Source organism: Psychrobacter sp. CX18 (assembly GCF_057396215.1).
The window spans coordinates 1-19,033 of the sequence record NZ_JBXYJH010000020.1; the positions used below are offsets into that span (position 1 = coordinate 1).

Annotated in this window: 12 protein-coding genes; 11 read left to right on the forward strand and 1 reads right to left on the reverse strand. The window is 40.6% G+C overall.

The genetic code is table 11. The annotated features are described in order from the left end of the window. A partial coding sequence (locus tag AC2SLT_RS12575) for a contractile injection system protein, VgrG/Pvc8 family (RefSeq protein ID WP_486547997.1) occupies positions 1–866 on the reverse strand: 866 nt, incomplete at its 3' end. A 309-nt stretch (positions 867–1,175) separates the two neighbouring features. Between AC2SLT_RS12575 and AC2SLT_RS12580 the strand changes: the two genes are divergently transcribed. The 11 genes from AC2SLT_RS12580 to AC2SLT_RS12630 all read left to right on the forward strand — a co-directional run. Then, positions 1,176–1,664, forward strand: a complete 489-nt coding sequence (locus AC2SLT_RS12580) for a hypothetical protein (RefSeq protein WP_486547998.1) — start codon at positions 1,176–1,178, stop codon at positions 1,662–1,664. Between the two features lie 102 nt (positions 1,665–1,766). Next, on the forward strand, positions 1,767–2,462 hold the full coding sequence (locus tag AC2SLT_RS12585) for a tetratricopeptide repeat protein (RefSeq protein WP_486547999.1): 696 nt from the start codon (positions 1,767–1,769) through the stop codon (positions 2,460–2,462). A 145-nt stretch (positions 2,463–2,607) separates the two neighbouring features. After that, complete coding sequence (gene tssB, locus AC2SLT_RS12590; RefSeq protein WP_486548000.1) at positions 2,608–3,117, forward strand: type VI secretion system contractile sheath small subunit; 510 nt, start codon at positions 2,608–2,610, stop codon at positions 3,115–3,117. Between the two features lie 3 nt (positions 3,118–3,120). Further along, positions 3,121–4,602 carry a type VI secretion system contractile sheath large subunit gene (gene tssC, locus AC2SLT_RS12595; RefSeq protein ID WP_486548001.1) on the forward strand — a complete coding sequence of 494 codons (1,482 nt, stop codon included), beginning with the start codon at positions 3,121–3,123 and terminating at the stop codon, positions 4,600–4,602. Between the two features lie 38 nt (positions 4,603–4,640). Then, positions 4,641–5,144 carry an Hcp family type VI secretion system effector gene (locus tag AC2SLT_RS12600; protein WP_486548002.1) on the forward strand — a complete coding sequence of 168 codons (504 nt, stop codon included), beginning with the start codon at positions 4,641–4,643 and terminating at the stop codon, positions 5,142–5,144. Between the two features lie 224 nt (positions 5,145–5,368). Next, positions 5,369–5,851 carry a type VI secretion system baseplate subunit TssE gene (gene tssE / locus AC2SLT_RS12605; protein ID WP_486548003.1) on the forward strand — a complete coding sequence of 161 codons (483 nt, stop codon included), beginning with the start codon at positions 5,369–5,371 and terminating at the stop codon, positions 5,849–5,851. Between the two features lie 35 nt (positions 5,852–5,886). Next, positions 5,887–7,725 (forward strand): type VI secretion system baseplate subunit TssF, encoded by a 1,839-nt coding sequence (tssF, locus tag AC2SLT_RS12610; protein ID WP_486548004.1) that lies wholly within the window; start codon positions 5,887–5,889, stop codon positions 7,723–7,725. Then, the gene (gene tssG, locus AC2SLT_RS12615) at positions 7,689–8,717 is read left to right on the forward strand and encodes a type VI secretion system baseplate subunit TssG (RefSeq protein WP_486548005.1); all 1,029 of its coding nucleotides are present in this window, start codon (positions 7,689–7,691) and stop codon (positions 8,715–8,717) included. The genes tssF and tssG overlap by 37 nt, the downstream gene beginning before the upstream one ends. A gap of 158 nt (positions 8,718–8,875) precedes the next feature. Further along, entirely contained in the window at positions 8,876–11,719 is a 2,844-nt protein-coding gene (gene tssH / locus AC2SLT_RS12620) for a type VI secretion system ATPase TssH (RefSeq protein ID WP_486548006.1), read from the forward strand. Then, positions 11,709–12,845: a type VI secretion system protein TssA gene (gene tssA / locus AC2SLT_RS12625; protein ID WP_486548007.1), complete on the forward strand. Its 1,137-nt coding sequence runs from the start codon at positions 11,709–11,711 to the stop codon at positions 12,843–12,845. The genes tssH and tssA overlap by 11 nt, the downstream gene beginning before the upstream one ends. Before the next feature lie 68 nt (positions 12,846–12,913). Further along, on the forward strand, positions 12,914–19,033 hold a 6,120-nt coding region (locus AC2SLT_RS12630; RefSeq protein ID WP_486548008.1), incomplete at its 3' end, for a contractile injection system protein, VgrG/Pvc8 family.

The window sequence follows — 19,033 nt, forward strand, 5'->3', positions numbered from 1 at the left end:
GCAGCAACCCACTGTTTGGCTAATCTCGTCGCAGTATCACTACTGCCCACACGGGAGGGGGTAGCAATAAGTAAGGTTGTGTCTGCTGTGGTAAGAATGGAGTCATCCGTGGCGATACCTTCATAGAGGGTATCCGTCTCTAAGCCATCACTACGCACGATAACTTGCTGACTACCCAGCTGTTTATGCATTGGGTGAAGCTGGCTTATGGTGTCTTGTCCTGATTGTACGGAGGCTTGGGCGTAGCTGTAGTAACAGGTGTCCCCTAAGCTGTCATCAGGGGTGAGTAGTTGCCATGTGCCAAGCTGTTGTAAAGAGTCGCCTGATTGCCATAGGGTGTTGATACCGATATCGGCAAGTAGGTCAGAGATGAAGTCCCAGTCACTGGTGTCAGCTTGGGTGCGCAGGCTAAGCGGCTGATTAAAGAGGGGGTGCTCAAGTAGGGTATCTGTCGGTTGCCAGTCAATGTCATAATCGGTCAGGATGGTGGTCATGATATCTAAGGGCGACTGGTTGATGAAGGTACGGGTGTGACACGATTGGGTCAGTAGCCAGTCGGGGCTGACGACATCAAGCTGGTAGAAGTGTAGGGGGCCGTTTGAGTGTTGGTAGTGAATGGCTTGGAGGATGCCTGTGCGGATTGTGGGCTCGCGCTGTGCATCTAAGGTAGTAAGACATAGGCTGTTGCCCAGTTGCGATCGACAATCATCGGCGGTTAGAAGGTAGGTGCTATAGACAAGGATATGAGCGTGATGCGGCTGGTTAAGGGTAGATTGCCAGATAAAGGCTAGTGGATAAAGAGCGCTTTGGGGTAGGTGGTCCGTGTCTATAGTGAGTTGATGCAGACGATTGGTTTGCAGTGGCATGGGTGCGATGTCCGGTTGCGTTAAGCTATATTATATTGGTGACGACCAAGTGGTAATACCATGAATACTTAGTTGAAATATATAGATACGAATTAAGTTTAGGTAAACACATTTAATAATCAATATTGAATACTTAAAATTAATTTTGTAATATTGGTTATATTGAATTATAACAATATATAATATATCTTTAAAAAGTATAGAGTTTATTGTATTTTTGTCAAGTCTATGTATAATCGAAAAATAGATTTAATTATTAAACCATATTTGAATATATTAAACTTTTACTTAAATAATGATAGTATTACTATGAATAGCAGACTTCAACCTTGTTTTAAAATAATAGTGACCCCTTTTTTATTTACAGCAACGCTTTCTCTAATGAGTTGTGGACTGTTTGGGGGGTCTGATTCTGAAAAAACATCTATGGTGATAGAAACAGAATTAAGTGCCCCAACGTTGAGCTATTTATTTGCAGATAATGAACAAGATATAGATTTTAATGATTCTGTAGATGGTTCTGAATGGTTGGAAGTTGCTCAAAAGCTATATGAAGAAAAACGTTACGCTAGGGCTTTACGGGCTGCTGAAGCGTCGCTGAGTATAAGTGATTCAGAAGAGGCGCGGAAAATAGCTATGCTATCAACCATTAATATAACGCAGCAGAATATGAACACCTATAAAGATAATTCAAGTTTAAGCAATGATGAAAAAGATACGATTAAAGATCAACTGACCAGAATTACAACCGCAATCAGTCAAATTGAGTATTCACAAAGTCAAGAAGAATCGGATTAAAATCAAGTAAACGGATAAAAAGTAATGAATACACAAATGGAATATCTGTTAAAGTACTCTTATAAAGCTATATTTAATAGCTTAATGGTTAGTAGTTTAAGTATGTTTGGAGTTTTAGGATATAGTCAATTGGCGAATGCAGAGTTAACTATTATAGAAGAAGATCCTCAAGCAAGTATCGTTAATCAATATGAACAACTTAAAGCTTCAAACGTTACTTTAGAATCCCAAGAGTTGCATGATTTAGTCGATCAATTAAATAAAAGATTAGAAGAAAATCCTGATGATGCATTGGCATGGGAGATGTTGGCAAAATTATATAATGAGTATGGTTATATCGATTATGCTCTATTCGCAGCCAGTGAAGCAATTGATTTGGGTGTTAAGAACGATGAACTATATTCTATATTACTTAAGGGAAGTACGATCATAGCAGAAAGTCAATTGGAATTAGGTTACGCTGAAGATATTAGTGACGAAGATTTCTCGAGACAGTATCAGTCTCAGCTTAGTAAGGTTTATGGCTCATTGTATGGGTTCAATTACGATGAGTCTTTACCAAAACCACCTGCGCCCACCCGAACGAGATACTCAAGATCTGCATCCAATAACACGACGACAAAACGTACAACCAGATCGACAACTCGAACTACTTCAACTAGGTCTAGCACTAGACGAGTTGTTCCTCCCAAAAAAACCAATCCTCCAAGAAGAGTCAATCAGCCAGCTGCTAAACCAAAACCGGCAGCACCTTCTACCCAGCGACCCTCAAATGATCCCTTTAAAATATTGAGATAAATAGTCCAATATAGTTTGTAAAATGAATAAAATATGCTATTTTTAAGTTTTAGTAAATTAATATTCAAATACAACCTATTAACATATTTAAATACATTTTAGATAGAGATATTCATATATTCATAAATTAGTTAGGTAATAAATTATGGCAAATAAAGACAGTGTACAAAAAAAGTTAGCTAAGGTTCGCGCGCCTAGAGTCCATCTAACGTATGACGTTGAAATAGGAGACTCTATTGAAACTAAAGAAATACCTTTTGTTGTGGGCGTAATGGGTGAGTTTTCCGGAGACTCAACTCAAGAACAACCCAGATTCAAAGACAAGAAATTTGTTGAAGTTGATTTAGATACCTTTGATGAAGTGATGTCTGGACTTGCACCACGAGCAACCTTTAGGGTAGCTAATGAATTGAGCGAGAAGCAAGGCGAGTTTGCTGTTGATCTGTCTTTCAATAGTATTGATGATTTTCGTCCAGAAGCTGTTGCCGACCAAGTCGAACCTCTTCGCCAGCTGGTCCAAGCCCGTGAACGTTTAGCCGATCTTAGAAATAAAATTTCAGCCAATGAAAAACTTGAAGATTTATTGGATGATGTGCTGAAAAATACTGAACAAGTTAAGAAAATGGCAGGAAATAATAATAAGGGTGAGGAATAGTTTATGAGTATGCAAAGCCTACAAAGTGTCTCAACACCTGAAGCCGATTATGATTTATTAGAGGACATTGTTAACCAGAGTAACATTGCTAAGTCTGAGGAAGAAAAAATACGTGCAAAGACTCAAATCTCTGAACTTGCAAATGAGGTCATGCAAGGTACCGTCACTATTTCAGAAAATTTAGCAGCTTCTATTGACGATCGTATTGCTCAAATTGATGCTTTAATTTCGAAGCAACTCAGTACTATTATGCATGCCCCAGAGTTTCAGAAACTTGAGTCGAGTTGGCGTGGTCTGCATTATCTATGTAGCCAGACACCATCTGAATCAATGCTAAAGATACGCATGTTAAATACTAATAAGAAAGAGCTTATAAAAGATTTCCAATCTTCTATAGATTTTGATCAAAGTACTTTATTTAAAAAGATATATGAAGAAGAGTTCGGTAGCTTTGGTGGTGAACCGTATGCCGCCTTAATTGGTGATTTCGAGTTCACTCGTCAAAACTCAGATATTTATTTGTTAGAGCAAATGTCACATGTGGCAGCTGCTGCCCATGCCCCATTTATATCTGCAGCATCATCTGAGATGTTTGGTTTAGACTCATTTACGCATATTGGTCGTCCCAGAGACTTATCTAAGATTTTTGAAACTGCAGAATATATCCGATGGCGTGCATTTAGAGAATCAGAGGATTCTCGTTACGTTGCTTTAACTGTTCCTAGGTTTTTAGGACGAATTCCTTACAACCCTAAGGAAGGCACTATCGTTGAAGGGTTTAATTTTGTAGAAGATGTTTCTGGCGCTGATCATAATGACTACTTATGGGTCAATGCCGCTTATGCTTTTGCTTCAAGATTAACAGCGGCTTTCTCGGATTATCGTTGGTGTGCAGCTATTCGCGGTGTGGAAGGTGGAGGCTTAGTAGAAGGCCTACCTGTACATACCTTCAAAACAGATCAGGGGGACTTGGCACTTAAATGTCCAACTGAGATATCCATAACAGATCGACGAGAAAAAGAGCTTAGTGATTTAGGGTTTATACCTTTAGTTCATTGTAAAAATACTAACTATGCCGCATTTTTTGGCGCACAGTCAACTCAAAAAGCTAAGACCTATCAAAACGATGACGCTAATGCGAATGCGGTATTGTCTACTCAATTACAATATATTATGGCAGTTTCACGCATTGCACATTACCTAAAAGCTATGATGCGCGATAAAGTAGGAAGCTTTTTAGCTTCAGGAAATGTTGAAACCTTTCTTAACGATTGGATTTCACGCTATGTGCTACTTGACGATGGTGCATCGCAAGAAGCAAAAGCACAGTATCCTTTACGTGAAGCGTCAGTAAAAGTTGTGGAAGTACCAGGTAAACCTGGTGTCTACAAGTCAGTGGTTTTTTTAAGACCACATTTTCAACTCGATGAGCTTTCTGTTTCTTTGCGATTGGTGACTCAACTACCGCAATCTAGTAACAGGTAGCTTATTTTTTCAATTAAAAACTTACTAAAGGTAATGGTATGAAAGATATTTATATTCAGTTTAGAGGTAAATACAAAATTGATGGCGAATCGCGCGATAGCGAGCATAGAGGATGGCTTGAAGTCAACACTTGGGAGCATTTGATTCGCCAACCTAAGTCAGCCACTGCAAGTAGCGTTGGCGGTCATACGTCAGAGCGTTGTGAGCACTCAGACATGACCTTCATGAAAGATTTAGACTCAACCAGTCCGAAACTTTGGGAAGCCTGTTCTGCTGGTTATACTTTTGATGAGATCCAAGTTGACTTCTATCGTGCTAATGGTGATAAGCGCGTTAAATATCTTGAAGTTAAATTGAAACACGCATTGATCTCTTTCGTCAATCCATCAGTACAAGAAGAAGGTGTACCGACTGAGCAGTTTGGTCTTAAGTATGCAGCTGTAGAATGGACTTACACACAGCAAGATATCGATGGTACTGCTAAAGGTGCTGTTACCAAGAAGTGGTCTCTTGCTAATAACACAGCCACTTATACCTCGTAGGGGTAAATATCGGTGTCTTTTAAATATTCACTCTGTATATAAAGAAAGGTTTATCATAGGCCTTTCTTTTTTTTAAAATTTTTATGTGATACTAAATCTACAAATTTACGTATCAAAGACGGCAAGTGCTAATGAGACAAACTGTAGGTTCAGCAAGCCTGTCAAAATAGGTTTTTTTTAGCGTTCATTTATAAAGTTGGTATAAGGCTTGAAAGATGGGACTAATGAATAATTTAAACAATAACAACATAGGCTTTAGGCCAAATTTATTTGAACAATTATTTGATGATAAGCCAAGCCTCATTGAAGATGAAAGAGTGGTTAAACGTTTAAATATAGAAGAATTAAAAGCATCTGTAGCCCGTGACTTGGAATACCTTTTGAACACACGATCTGTTATATCCAATAAACTCGATGAGTTTGCGTTAACCAAAGCCTCTATATTGAATTTTGGCATTTTAGATTTTGTTGGGCTCAGTAGCTCAAATCCTGCTGATTGTGATTATATCTGTCGTCAAATATCAAAAACTATTGAGCGTCAAGATTCTCGACTTAAAAACGTTAAAGTTAGCTTGGATATTGCGGCAGTCGAAGTTAATCAACTATGTTTTTCCATAGAGGCATTACTTAAAGTTTACCCTTCCCAAGAATTGGTTAGTTTTGATGCCTATTTTGAACCTAGCTCGCAACGATATGAAATTAAATAGTCCTATACCGAATCATCTGATATGTAAGAGATATTATGGACAGCCTATTACCCTATTTCGAACATGAATTAAGCTTATTTAATAAGCAATCAAAAGCCTTTGCGAAAAAATATCCCAAAATTGCAAATCGTCTTTTAATGGCTCAGGATACTGTAGATGACCCTCATATTGAACGGTTAATCCAAGCCTTTTCTCTTATCAGCGCAAGAATTAATAAAAAACTCGATGACTCTTATGCTGATTTTACAGAGTCATTGCTAGAAGTTATCTATCCAGATTACCTAAAGCCTTTCCCTTCTGTATCAATCGCTCAGTACAATTTAGGCGTTAAAGCCAGCTCATTGAGTCAACCTATCTTAGTGCCTCGTCATACCAGCTTTTCAACTCAAAAAATAAAAGGTACGGCATGTCAGTTTCAATCTTCGCAAGATGTCACCTTGTTTCCTCTTGATATTGAGGATGTTTCCTTTGAAATAGGTCAAGATATTTATGATGACAAATATGGCTATCTTAATGGCTGTATAAAGATGACATTTAAATCTCTTAATGAAGGATTTGATCTCAGTACCCTTAAAGAACATCCTCTCGATCTATATATTGATGAAGATGCCAGTCAAGGTGCCAGTTTATGGGATTTGTTGAGGTATGACGTTAAACATACGGTGATTAAAGGTATTAGACGGACAGAGGAGGGTTCACATAGTATCAATGGAACGCCTTTTAAATTATTAGGATTTGATATTGAGCAACAGCTATTACCTCAAGAAAATATTAGTAATGCTGCGTCAAACTTGTTAAAAGAGTATTTTTACTTTCCGCAAAAGTTTAATTTTTTACGCCTAGATCTCTCCATGTTGCCTTCAAGGTTTAAGTTTGATAGCAAAGGAATTGAGCTCAGTTGTTATTTTAAGTTTGATAAAAAGAATAGTATTAAACTCAAAAATTTGCAACAACTGGGTCGTAATAGTATCAAATTATTTTGCACGCCTGTAGTTAATCTTTTTTCGGTATCAGCAAAGCCCATTCAGGTCAATCATACTAAAGTTTATTATGACTTGGTGCCAGACACACATTCATTGCATCAATATGAGATATATAGTGTCAAAAAAGTTATTGAATCCAAACATGTCGATAGCCAATTGGTACAACGTCAATATCACCCTTTTTATGCCCTGAATCATTTTGAACAACAAGACAAAGGGCGTTATTACCATGTCAAACGTGATAAAGATATGGCAGAGTATCATCAGGGTTATGAATACCAGATTATGTTTGTTGAAAAGAATAGAGAGTCCCACGGTGGCACAGTAAGTATGAGTACCTCTCTGTTGTGTACAAATAGGGACCTACCTTCTCAGGTATTATTTGGCCAAAGTCGCGGAGATTTATTTGCAGAAGGGGCAACTGGATTTACCAGTTTGTCACTATTGCAACAGCCTAGTAAGACAGCCCGCTTTGACTATACTGGTGACGAACGTTGGCGATTAATATCGTTAATCAGTTTAAACTTTCTATCTTTAGCATCTCAAAATGCCGCTCTTATGAAAGAGCTGTTAACCCTTTATGATATCAAACAATCTGCTGCTAATAGGAAGTTAATTGAAGGGATTATAGCGGTAAATACTGGTGTGAAAGTCAGACGGATCCATCGTGATCCACAGCCTGGGTATGTGCGTGGTACTTTGATAGAAATTACTATTGATAGAAAAAAATTTGCTGAAGTGAGCATTCGTCAAGTCGCTCATTTGCTGTCCCGTGTATTTGGCTATCATGCTAGCTTGAATAGTTTTGTTGAGTTAGTTGTTATTGACGCAAGCACAAAAGAGGAGGTTCATAGATGTCAGCCACGAAGTGGTCTCAATCCTCTTATTTAAAAGAGCTTTTAAATCAACCTCAACGCTATGAGTTACTTCAAGCTGTTCGGTTAATACATCATGAGTCGCTACTGGGTAACCATCCCCTAAGAGTTAAGTATCGTGCTTCTTTGTCTCTCGCTTTTCCATTAGCAGAAATCGAATCAATGAAGCTGCTACCTCAAGAAGAGCTCAAAGGTGATTTAAACAATAATAATGATGTAGATTCTACGGGTTATAGTCATTGTGTTGAATTATATCCGTCAATTATCGGATTGACTGGTCCTATATCCGCATTACCGTCTTTATACACAGACTATTTGTCCTCTCGTGTGAATCATTCAAAAGATAAGGCTGCCCCTGAATTTTTGGATTTATTTAACCACCGCTTAACAGAGCTATATATAGATGCTAGCTGGTTCTACAACTTACCCCTTCAGTATGAGCTGAATACTAAGAAAGACAGATATCTACTAAGCTTACGTGCCCTTGCTCAACAGCCCAAAAAAGTCAACTCTATTGACAGTTTAATCGCCTATGCAGGCATGATCGTCCCTGGACGAGTGACATCTCATCAAATTTCCCATGTTTTATCAAATTTTTTGGGTATAAAGGTGGGTGTCGATGAATTTGTACCTGAATGGTTTGAATTACCTAGTGATGAGCAAACAGCAGTGGGTAAACAAAATGCTGGTCTTGGGGTATCCACATTTTGTGGCAGCCGAGTGGTGCAATATGATACTAAGATTAGAATAAAAATATTTCAATTGTCTGCTAATTATTACTTAAGATTGCTACCTAATGGAGATATGTACCAGCTAATTGTTGATTTTGTGCGTAAGTGGTGCGGGGTGATGCTAGCGGTTGAAGTGCAATTAGAGCTCGATAAAAAGTATATCAAAGCGACTTCATTAACTGAATCAAGTTTTGGTAGCTTGGGACGCGGCGGCTTTTTGATGTCAAAACCTGCAAAGCGGCACCATGACGATACTCGGTATTTATTGCCTATTTAAGAATGTGTCTCGTTCATTCGTTTTATAGATAACTGTTTGTCTTCTAGCGTAATGACGTGTTAATAGTTTTTAATAATATAAATTTGTTTGTTAAGAAGAGTTTCTTAAGTAAAATTGTTAGAATAATTAAAAGTAAAGAACTCATAAAAGGATATTGCATGAGCCAGTTAAAAGCAGTGATTACCCGTTTAAGCCCAAGTTGCCGTCAAAGCCTGCAACAAGCAGCACGATTATGCATCAATCTAGGCCATAAAGAGGTGGATGTTGTTCACCTAATATATGAATTATTAAATATCCCTCATAATGATGTGGACTATATTTTAAAATATACAAAAATTAATAAAAAAAACGTGTTACATAGCTTGGAAAACAATTTAGCTATTTTTGACAAAGCCAGTGGCTCAACGCCAGTATTTAGTGATCGCTTAATGACGCTTCTTGAAGAGGCATGGCAGGTAGCCAGTACGCAAGGTAACACTACTTCTGCAAAAATACAGATACGATCTGGTCATGTTTTATTAGTACTACTAAGCTTTAAAGAATATACCTCTTTATTAGATGAACTGCCCTCTGAATTTAAATATATTGACGTTATTGCTTTAAAAGAAGATTACGAAACTCTATGCGATGGCAGTACTGAGGCTCAGAACAATTTAAAACAAGAGCAAGGCAACCTAGATAGTTCTAGTTCTTATCACGATGAATCTCATAGTGAAGATGACGCTATCTCCGATAAGCTTGAAACTCCCGCTTTAGATAAATACACCCATGATTTAACAGCGAAAGCGAAGGATGATCAAATTGATCCTGTGATTGGCCGTGAATTTGAAATTCATCAGTTGATCGATATCCTTATAAGACGTCGACAAAATAATCCTATTTTGACAGGGGAGGCAGGTGTTGGTAAAACGGCTGTTGTAGAGGGGCTGGCACAAAAAATTGTAGCTGGCACCGTCCCTGACCAGCTAAAAGATGTGACTATTCGTAGCTTGGATCTAGGTCTATTACAAGCAGGGGCAAGTGTAAAAGGTGAGTTTGAAAATCGTCTTAAACAAGTTATTGAAGAGGTTCAAGCATCGACCAAACCGATTATATTGTTTATTGATGAAGCGCATACTATGATTGGTGCTGGCGGGCAAGCCGGTCAAAATGATGCTGCCAACTTATTAAAACCAGCATTAGCACGAGGTGAGTTGCGTACTATTGCAGCGACTACTTGGTCGGAATATAAAAAGTTTTTTGAAAAAGATGCGGCGCTTTCAAGACGCTTTCAAGTCGTCAAAGTTGAAGAGCCAGATATCGATACTGCGGTGGCCATGATTCGTGGTTTGAGTCAAAAAATGCAAGATCACTTTGATATTGTTATCCAAGATGATGCTTTATTGGCTGCGGTAGAGCTATCAGCCCGTTATATCAGCGATAGACAGTTACCTGATAAAGCCGTTAGTGTACTTGATACAGCCGCAGCTCGAGTGAGTCTGTCCAAGACCTCAATGCCAAATAAGCTAGATATGCTGCAAGCTAAAAAAACTCAATTAGAGCAGCATATTAGCAGCCTAGATCAGCAATTAGAGCGCACCGGAAATGTTGAAGATAAAGAAAAACTGAGTCAACAAATTGCAGTGTTGGATGAGCAACGTCAAGAAAATGATCAGACTATCGCAATAATGAGTGAGGCATGGGAGGAGCAGCGTCAACTAAGTCAGCAACTTAATGCGTTAAATAAGCAGCTAATAGGGGATCTTGATGCTAATAAGAGACTTGACGTTCAAGAAGAGTATCAAAATGTAGAGCAGGCGCTAAAGCAGGCACAATTATCTTACAATCTTGTTCACTCGGTGCTTGATCGTCAGGTTATTAAACAGATTATCGCTGATTGGACGGGTATACCGCTCAATGATATGGCAGGAGATGAAAAAAACAACATTCTACAGTTGGCAGATACTTTGCAGCAGCGTGTTGTTGGTCAAGATCACGCTATTGAAGCCATCGTCAAACGGATTCACACTGCTAAGGCAGGGCTTGATGATCCAAGCCGCCCTCAAGGAATATTTATGTTAGTTGGACCTAGTGGCGTGGGTAAAACTGAAACAGCATTAGCACTTTCAGAAGTGTTGTATGGTGGTGAGCGTAACCTTATTACTATTAACTTATCTGAATATCAAGAAGCGCACAGTGTCGCCTCACTTAAAGGGTCGCCACCAGGCTATGTCGGATATGGCGAGGGCGGAGTATTAACTGAAGCGGTGCGTCGACGTCCGTATAGTGTTTTATTACTCGATGAAGTTGAAAAAGCACATCCAGATGTATTAGACCTATTTTATCAAGTATTTGATAAAGGCGTTATGGAGGACTCTGAAGGGCGTATTATTGATTTTAAAAACACTATTATACTGCTCACCAGCAATGTGGGATCATCAACCATCATGCAGCAGTGTATCAATACTGACCCAGACAATACTGATTTTGAACTGCCTGATAGCGATACCTTAAAACAGGCAATCAATCCTCAGTTGTATAAAGCATTTAAACCCGCCTTTTTAGGACGGTTAACGGTATTACCGTATTATCCACTGACTGATGAAGCGCTTGCGTCCATTATTGGACTGAAGCTTGATAAGATTATTCATCGTATCCATGACAGCTATGATGTTGAGTGTGATATCAGTCCAGATGTCATTGAACTTATACTATCTCGCTGCTATGAGGTAGATTCAGGCGCCCGTAATGCAGATGCCATCATCAGTCATACGTTATTGCCACAACTGGCAAATGAGCTACTAAGCTATGATGAAAGCAAGCAGCTACTCACTAAAATAACCATTGATGTTGATGATCAAGATAATTTTGTTTATGTATTAGACACCAGCCCCATCGTACCACTTAATCAGATGGCGCAACAAAGTGATGACAGTAGTAAAACAGCGGACAGTTTGGCACAAACAGATACCCCAGCAGACCAGACACAGTCGGATCTAGGCGAGGTGGCAGATGATGAATAAACCACAATTAATGGACATCTCAAAGCTCATAGCGCCCATTGAAGGGACAGATGCAGGGGTAGGTGATGACTTAACTTTTGACCCCCGTATTGATGCTATTCTAGCTGCCCGCAGCGAAGACGATCCCTTACTCGCTCAAGGCGACTGGGTGACAGAGCTTAAAGTTGCCGATTGGGACTTTGTAAAAAATGAAAGTGCATCACTATTGGCGACGATTAGTAAAGACTTAAAGTTAGCATTATGGTATGTCGATGCCCTTGTACATACTGATCATCTCAGCGGCATTATCCATGGGATTGCTTTTCTTCAAGCGCTCAATGAGACCTATTGGACCAGCATGCATCCCTCTTTGGATGAAGAAGACAGTATGGATATTAGAGCGGGTCTTTATTCATGGTTTGTAAAAGCACTGACCGAGGATCTAAAGCAGCTGCCCTTATCTGATAATGATCATTATAGCTTTAATTATAATACTTACTTAAGTGCTCGTAATCATGATAAACAGCGCCAACAAGATCCTGATAGCCAGTCAGAAGGCTTAGCTTTAAGTGACTACCACCAAGCTATCCGAAATAGTAGCAGTAGCTGGCAACAACAGCTCATAGGTCAGTTACAAGAGATGATCGAGCTTTGGACAATCCTAACGGACCAGCTTAATGAACTTATGGGAGAGGACGCTCCTGTATTTGCTCCCGTCAGTGACATACTGACTACTCTAAATACCCATCTTAGTACGCTATTACCGCAAGCATACGAAGCTCAAGGACAACTTTCAGAAACTGATGAACAAAGCGATACCGAGTCAAACCCAGCCTCTATCGCTTCAAGTCCTCAGCAGCTAAGCCAGATAAGCCAAGTCGCAGACTTCAGCCCAAACAATCAAAACCACCAAGCCAACCGTCAGCAAGCCTTAAAGCTGCTAGGACAAATACAAACCTACTTTGCTGTTAACGAACCGCACAGTCCAGTCACCTTCCTATTAAAGCGTGCCATAGACTGGGCAGACATGCCGCTTGATGAATGGCTAACGCATGTTATAAAAAATCCAGACCAGCTGAGTGCCTTATCGGACATTATTGGTATAGAAAAACCACAAGATCCCAATCAGCAAAGTGAGGGCTATTAAACGATGGCTATCAAAGCTCACTCAAACAAAAATATCCATGAATTTTAAAAATATTAAAGGAAGCTGTTATGGTGTGGACGCAAACCAATCGTCATCTACAACTAAGCTCTGACAACCAAGACATAAACAGCAGTCTTATCAGCAGTGCCCACCTCTGCGAAAGCCTACTTGGTAGTAAGCTGCCTGATAGTGTCTGGGACATACCAGAACTCATGCCAACTATCAGCCACTATCCCAGTCCATATCATCATAATCAAACAGATCAAAGCTATCAAGCCCGTCAGATGAGCCTATATTGTGGCTACCGCTTCCAGCTTACCCTAATCCATGAAAACGCAAACCTTGACATTCAAGACTGGATAGGGCAGGGCATCACACTAACTTGGGGCACCCACAGCCATCAAATACAAACCCGTAACAGTATCATTACCGAAGCTGTATCTTTAGGCAGCAACCAAGGCATGGCCGCCTACCGCATCACCTGTGAACCCGCCCTAAGCCAACTTCGCCTAAACAGCCACAACCGCCGCCATCACCACTTAAGTCTAAGCGAGCTGATACAAGACATCTTTGCCCCCTATAGCTTTGACTACCAACTCGATGATGCCCTAAATGACATCCACATACAGCACAGCGTCCAATACAACCAAACCGATCTTGCCTACCTTACTTGGCAACTAAGTCTTTACGGTATCACAGGCTACTATCAGCACAGTGACGACAACCACACCCTGATACTCATACCACACGATAATGAAGCACTGCATCCTGACAGCAGTGACATCAGCAGCATCCTCAGCCAAAACCCAGCCAATCTTGCTGATACCCAAGACCGCATCACCGCCCTAATCCCGAACACAGCGCACCACATCACCCAAACCGACCTATACCGCTATGACAACCGCCTGACCGACCATTACACCGGTAGTCACCAAAGCGAACATAGCCACAAACAGTCAACCGCCCAGACCCGATTTATCCACAGTCATACGCGGCTAAATGATGACGGCATGAACCAGCTCGCCACCCGTATTCAGCAGTGGCATAGCCAAGAGGCCAATAGCGGGCTCATAGAAGGCAACATCCGTCACCTAAGCCTACCCAGCAGCCACTACATCAGTGGTAACCCGTACCAAACAGATCCCATTAGCATCAGCGCCATTCATCATCAGATTAACAACCATCTACCCATCAACTGGCTAGGTAGTACGCCCCTTGACCCCAACACCTTACAGCCATGCCTAGCCCAAGAAGACACAGGCAGTGATCAGGTGCATCACATCACCGCACTCTATCAGCCATATCCCCACAACCATCACATCCCCTATGGAGAAGCACTGCATCACCTAGGTCGACCGCACCCGAGTCTTACAGGTCTTATGAGTGCCAGTATCATCGCCGATGACACTCAAAGCATCAGCACCGACCGCAACCACAGAGCACACATCCGCTATCACTGGCAGACTGCAGATGACAGCCAAGACGATGCCCAGTGGATACCCATATCCAGCCACCTAGTGGCGGACCACATGGGACAAACCCACCCTCTGCGACATGGGCAACACGTCCTTGTTGACTTTATCGGCGGTGATATCACCCAGCCTATCATCATAGGCAGTACCCATAACGGACAAGGTAACGACAATGCTCAGCACAATCAAATTACCAGTGACACAGACTTTATTGATGCTACCAGCCCCGTCTGGTTTATCAACCCGACCCATGCCCACCCCATAGACGGCATCAAAACCCAAAGCATCGACACTAGCCGTACAGGGGATAGCAATAAAGACAGTGACATGAATGGCTACAATCAGCTTATGTTTGACCAGCACCCAAGCCATCCACAAAGTCAGCTATATAGCACCGCCCATCAAAGCAGCCTAACCCTTGGCGGCCTACACCAGCACACCGATCACAGCAGAGGCAGCGCTCGAGGACAAGGCATCAGCCTTGAGACTAAAGCGGCCGGCAATATCCAAGGCGCAAGTGGCATCCACATCACAAGCTATAGCGCAGACACTCACGCCCACATGAGTCATCACAGCCATAGTAAACTACAAACCGCCGACCAACAGCAACTGGCTTACAGTCAACTTGCTGAGCAGCATCAGCCGGTCGGAGTCGCCAATGACTCTAAAGACTCAGTAGAGAGCACTCCCTATGCAAGTATCAGCCAAGACACCAACAGCCAAGCACTAGAGTCTGGACAATGGGCACAGCCGCATATCCTAATAGACTCACAACACAACCTAGCCTTATTAACGGGTCAACACAGCCAACATACCAGTACTCAAAGCAGCCACAGCCATAGCACAGATAACACCTATTACCATAGTCAAACCCAGCTCAATCAAATCGTGGCAGGGGACATCCATTATTACAGCAATAAAGCCCAGACCCACACCGCCGCTCATGGTGATGTGACCTTACAAGCCCACACGGATCAAATGCGGCTAGACAGTGAACAAGTACTACGCATCCATAGCCGCGATGAGATAGAGATTATCGCCCCTGACACGCTCAGTCTAAAAGCGGCGGGTAGTGGTATTGAGATGAGTGGGGGTAATGTGACTCTAATTACGCCTGCTCAAGCAGGGTATAAAGCCAGTAAAGTGGATTGGGGCAGTGGGGGTGGGGGTTCATTTAATTCCCTCATGCTTATGCAAGATAAGTTACAAAAAGAAGACTTTAGGATGAACTTCGGTCCTGAGACTATTGATGAAAGTTTAAAACCTGAAGCAGATTGTCCTTGTAAAACAGGAGATGTGGTTGAAACCACTGCTGGCGCTCCTGTCAATGTATTACAAGGCTGCAAAGTATTATTTGGTAATGACGATTTGGATTATGCTGGAAAAGGGTATCTGCCGTTTGTCTTAAAGCGCATGTATAATAGTCAAAACAGCAATAAAGGCTGGTTCGGACAGGGCTGGACCATACAAGGTTATGAGCAGAAGCTTGAATTAGATAGTGATAATAACCGAATATATTTAATAGACAATACAGGTAGAAAGCTTGCATTTAATCTACCTAAACCTGGTGAGTCTGTCATTCAGCCTTATGCAGGTTTAACATTGTATAGATTGCCTAAAACTCGTCACTCGCAATCTATGAATATAAATAACAACCTTGAGAGCTTTGATTTCATTTTATATCAAGGTGTGCATTATCCTACTTCGGCAGACTATAACCTGTTTGAAGGTGCGAGCATGCAGTTTTCTCATATTTTTGCATCTAAAAGTTCTATACAAATATTGCCTTCCCAGCTAAGTACTCGGTACGGTCATCATATAAAGATTTATTATATGAGTAAAGAGAGTGCTACAGCGCATCTGCCAACCAATATAGAGGATTCTAGTAATAACCGATATGAGCTAAACTTTGAAATGATTGGCAACCAGCCTAGATTAACGCAACTGAATCAAGTTCATTCAGATCAGCCTAACATTGAGCTTGCTCGTTATAGTTACAGTGATGAGGGCGACCTTATAGCAGTACACCGATACAATCATCTCGTGCGACAGTTTGCCTATAATGATCACATTATGACATGGCAAAAAACGCCACGTGGGCTTGAAGTAAATTATCAATATGATCAAACCCTAAACGCTAAATCATCAAGAGTCGTCAAACAAACAATAAGCAATGGGCTTGATTATACTTTTGAATATAGTAATGGCGCTGCAAAAGATGGTACCAAATATAAAAGGACAATAGTCACTGAACAGCCAGAAAATTCTGATAGTCGTCAAAGTGAATACTTATACGATGATAGTTTTATATTAAAACAATATACAAGCCCATTAGGCCATGTCACCCGGATGACACATGACCATCTAGATCGACTGATAAAAGTGGAGGATGCAAACGGTGGTATTACCGAATATGAGTTCGAAGGTAGTCAGCTTACGAGTCAAAGGGTATTAATTTCAAAAGACTCAGAAACTAATCAAGCAGAATATAGAACAGTCCATTACAAATATGCTGGAAACATGCTTTTAGCAACTAAGGATGCCCTAGGTAATACGCGTAAGTTTGCCTATGATGATAAGGGGCAGCTGACTAAGATCACTGATCCACTTAACCAAAGCAAGGAGTTTAGATACGACAAGCATGGAAATTTAATAAAACAAATACTTGCCAATGGCAGTGAGTTCAATTTTGAATTTGATGAATTTGGTAACCTAATCAGCCAAACAGACTGTAGTGGTTATAAAACTAGCTACCAATATGATAATATGCTGCGCTTACAACACGTCGTAGACGCTGAGGGGAGTACGATCTCTTATCACTATGATGATAGCAAGCCATGGATTGATTCGCTTGTAAATCGTATAGAATATCCTGATGGCAACTCCATTGTCATGCAGTACGATGAATATGGTCAACTGATCCATAAAGAAGATGAGAGATTAGCTACTAAAACCTCTACCCAATACGACATAGACGGATTAGTATTGCAACAGACAGATACACTTGGAAATAATATCACATACAGCTATGATACCTATCGCCGCCTGAGCAAACTCAATAATCAAAATGACGAAGTGTGGGTATTTAAATATGATAAAGGTGATCGTTTAATAAGTGAAATTCGTTTCGATAACTATCAAAGTCAGTATCAATATGATCCACTTGGCAATTTAATACACCAGATCGATAACCCGCATCTGCCCACTGACAAACAGCGTCACTTAAGCTATCAGCGTGACCTAGCTGGTCAAATCAAAGTACAGGAGAGTAAAGACTCGTCACAAAAGATTCGTACCGAATATACATTTAATAAAGCGGGTCAATTATTAACAGCTACCAACTCTCAAAGCACTATAGAATTTGAATACGACGCTAATAATCAGCTTATTAAAGAAACACAAATCAACACACATAATGGAATCAATCAACCACAATCCTTAGTTCTACAGCATCAATACGATGACATTGGTAACCGCATAGCCACCACCTTACCTGATGGTAAAGTCATCAAACAACTGCATTACGGCTCTGGTCATTTATTTAATCAAAGTCTATTTGATCCCACCACCGAGCAGAATATCGAACTACGTCATAGTGAACGAAATAGACTGCACCTTGAAGTATCAAGACAACAAGGAAACTTACACAGCGTCTTTGATATTGATCCTATGGGGAGATTAAGAAAACAACACAGCAGTAAAGATGAACATATAGTAATCAGCCGTCAATATCAATATGATCCATTAGGACAGCTAACAGACATCCAAGGTCATACCTTGCTCACAGGTATGAATGACACATCCGATCAGTATACACGTCGTCATCAGTATCAATATGACGCACTAGGCCGTCTTACCGATCACATACTAGGGAGCCAAAACAGCAGTATCGTAGAACAGTTTGCCTTTGACGCCACAGGTAACCGAGTGTCTGCTAAAGACACTGCTACATCTGCCAATCAAAACAATCCTACTCAATTCAGCATTAAAGGTAGACCTACCGAACTGATTAGCGATGGTAAACTCATACGCTACCGTTATGATGAACATGGCAGAGTCGTACATAAACTAATCACAGCCGATAAAACTCAATTAGCGAATCATCAATCAAACAATAGCCTGGTTCAGTTTAGAAAAGAACTAAACTTTAGCTACAACCCTAATAACGAGTTGATCAAAACAGAGCTTATACATCATAAAGGTAGCGATACTACCACAACCATTACGCATTACTATTATGATGCCTTTGGACGGCGTATTCACAAACAAAGTAACATCAACCAAAAAGATAGTATTCAAAGTAACGCTACTCATGTGCTCTGGGATGGTGACAAAGCGATCCAAGAATATACTGATGATCAAGTGTTCACTACCATATACGATCAAAACAGCTTTGCACCTATTGCTAGAGCAGTGTGGTTAAAAGATGATGATAATCAAAGCATACAGGTGTACTACTATCATAATGATCATCTCGGCACGCCTAATGAGTTAACCAATGAAAATGGTGAGGTGGTTTGGTTGGCTGACTATGAGTCGTGGGGTGAGATTTATAAAGAAAAGTATATTACGCAAAATATAGGCGAATTAGAGATCGCTTCAAATCAACTACAGCCGATACGTTTCCAAGGACAGAGCTTTGATAGTGAAACAGGGCTACATTACAATCGTTATCGCTATTATGATAATGATATGGGAATGTTTATCTCAAGAGAT

Coding starts and splice junctions, on each gene's coding strand:
- tssB (WP_486548000.1), top strand. CDS start 2,608: ATGGCAAATAAAGACAGTGTACAAAAAAAGTTAGCTAAGGTTCGCGCG.
- tssH (WP_486548006.1), top strand. CDS start 8,876: ATGAGCCAGTTAAAAGCAGTGATTACCCGTTTAAGCCCAAGTTGCCGT.
- AC2SLT_RS12585 (WP_486547999.1), top strand. CDS start 1,767: ATGTTTGGAGTTTTAGGATATAGTCAATTGGCGAATGCAGAGTTAACT.
- tssE (WP_486548003.1), top strand. CDS start 5,369: ATGAATAATTTAAACAATAACAACATAGGCTTTAGGCCAAATTTATTT.
- tssA (WP_486548007.1), top strand. CDS start 11,709: ATGATGAATAAACCACAATTAATGGACATCTCAAAGCTCATAGCGCCC.
- AC2SLT_RS12580 (WP_486547998.1), top strand. CDS start 1,176: ATGAATAGCAGACTTCAACCTTGTTTTAAAATAATAGTGACCCCTTTT.
- tssC (WP_486548001.1), top strand. CDS start 3,121: ATGAGTATGCAAAGCCTACAAAGTGTCTCAACACCTGAAGCCGATTAT.
- tssG (WP_486548005.1), top strand. CDS start 7,689: ATGTCAGCCACGAAGTGGTCTCAATCCTCTTATTTAAAAGAGCTTTTA.
- tssF (WP_486548004.1), top strand. CDS start 5,887: ATGGACAGCCTATTACCCTATTTCGAACATGAATTAAGCTTATTTAAT.
- AC2SLT_RS12600 (WP_486548002.1), top strand. CDS start 4,641: ATGAAAGATATTTATATTCAGTTTAGAGGTAAATACAAAATTGATGGC.